Source organism: Ruegeria sp. HU-ET01832 (assembly GCF_040371315.1).
GTDB lineage: Bacteria > Pseudomonadota > Alphaproteobacteria > Rhodobacterales > Rhodobacteraceae > Ruegeria > Ruegeria lacuscaerulensis_A.
In genome coordinates this window covers 1-1,915 of sequence record NZ_BAABWL010000018.1, presented here as the reverse complement: position 1 = coordinate 1,915, position 1,915 = coordinate 1, and the positions used below count along the sequence as shown (strand labels likewise).

2 protein-coding genes are annotated in these 1,915 nt (G+C 53.1%); both read left to right on the top strand.

All coding sequences use genetic code 11. From position 1 onward, the window contains the following. A partial coding sequence (locus tag ABWV79_RS22270) for a hypothetical protein (RefSeq protein WP_353395001.1) occupies positions 1–233 on the top strand: 233 nt, incomplete at its 5' end. Positions 234–308: 75 nt separating this feature from the next. Continuing rightward, entirely contained in the window at positions 309–1,703 is a 1,395-nt protein-coding gene (locus ABWV79_RS22265) for a primase-helicase family protein (RefSeq protein WP_353394999.1), read from the top strand. Positions 1,704–1,915 lie beyond the last annotated feature (212 nt).

Genomic DNA, 1,915 nt, shown 5'->3' with positions numbered 1-1,915 from the left:
ACAGTAAACAAACCGCGCCGAGGCCACTTGGCGACCGATATCGACGTTTATTTCAGGTGAATTTCACGGCCAAATTCGGTCGTTTTTTGCATCAGCAGGAAAAATGCACCTTAGAAGTCCATTTTGGCCATAAAAATAAGGGGTTTCATGCCACTTTTCGCCCCATGAATTCTTCCAGGGCACACTATAGAAGGAAAGAACGCGATTATGCACCTGGTGCGTGCCCCACATAAACGGTCTAATCAGCCGTCTCCTGATACGGGGTGCGTGGCTAAGCCGGGAGCATCAATGATGGGAGATAACCATCAATGGAAACCAATAATAATCCAGTTTCTGGAGCGGAGGTAACCGAGCAAGTTCAACGTCTAGCAAAGGCCTACGGCGATCAGATCGTTCGGAGAGACAACAAGTTCTTCGACGTGGAGAATCTGAGTGTTCCACTGTCGCGCAATGACGTGGAGCGGATGATCCTGAACCGGGTTCGAGACGAGTATCCCGAAGTTCCACTGAGCAAAGATCTAGTCAAAGGCTTATTTAAGCTGCTGATCGAAGCGCAGCATACTGACGCCGACCGATCGTTTCAGGTCTGGAATGGAACGGCAATCTGTGAAGCCGGTAACTCTAACCGACTGATACGGTCGCGTGGAGCAGTTGCAGCCAACACGTGGGTCGAACCGGAATATCGCCAACTCAGGGTCAATTTCGCTGAGCTTGGCATCATCGGGCAATTCTTCGATGAGTTCTTTCAGCTTGAGCATGACCGTGAGCAGTTCCTGAACTGGCTGGCATGGAGCCTTCAGAACGAGGGGGAAAAGCCTTCTTGGGCTCCGTTCCTGTATTCGCGGGGAAGAGGTACTGGGAAAAGTACAACGGCACGCATTCTGACCGAACTCTTCGGCACTCAGAACACCGTAGTTCCAAATAACGTCAGCAAGCTTACGCAGCAGTTCAACGCCACGGTTCTGACAAGCAAGCTTGTGGTGTGTGAGGAAACCCAGATCAAGCCGGGGTCGCCGCAGGAAAACGCAATCAAAACCTTCATCACTGACCCTTACGTTCTGATAGAGCGGAAAGGGATTGAAGCTGAACGCGCAAAGCAGTCGTGCTGCTTCCTGTTCACATCGAACATCTGGCCATCATGGATCGGTGAGGGTGAGCGGCGTTATCTCGTAATGGATGTGAACCATGACGGTCGATCAGGGGGTTCTCGCGCCAACGAGTTTTCGAACCTCGTCGGTCAGGTTCATCAGTTCCTGGATGATCCGGCGAACGTGTCCCGTGTCTATAACGCCTTGATGCAGAGACAACTGCCGGAAGGGTTCAGCGCCAAGAGCTTGAACATCGCCGACCATCAGACACCGACCATGGAACGCCTGCACCAGACCAGCCGAGACACCATCGTTGATCGGTTGGAGGAAGAACTGAATGCTAGTGGGCTCGTCGCCCTGCCTGAAGCGGGAGTGGTTGAGTTCGTCCAGACGAACCTCAAAGGAAACATCAACCAAACCAAGCACCTGATGGACGAGTTGGATTGGCGGAAGACCAAGGCGAAGTGGGGTGGCAAAGACTATCAACGCGCGATCTGGGTCAAGTCTGGTTACTGGATCGACCGGGGCAAAATCCATGGCCCTGACTTTGAGCCGGTGAGCATCAACGATCACATTGCTGGTGATACCCGGTTCGCCGAAGTGGAGATCATATGATGGACAGTCAGCACTTTTTCTTAAGAGACGACTGCGAGATCTGGCTTCAGGACATCATGGACACTCACTACGAGGAGGCCCTTTCGAGGGCCAACTCCGTCCTATCGCAAACCACAGAGGATGAGAACGGGTGCTGGGTGACCTCGACGCAGGGACGGCCGAAAACACGGTTCAATCACCGCCAAGTGGCCTCTGCGCGGTTCGTTTACTGC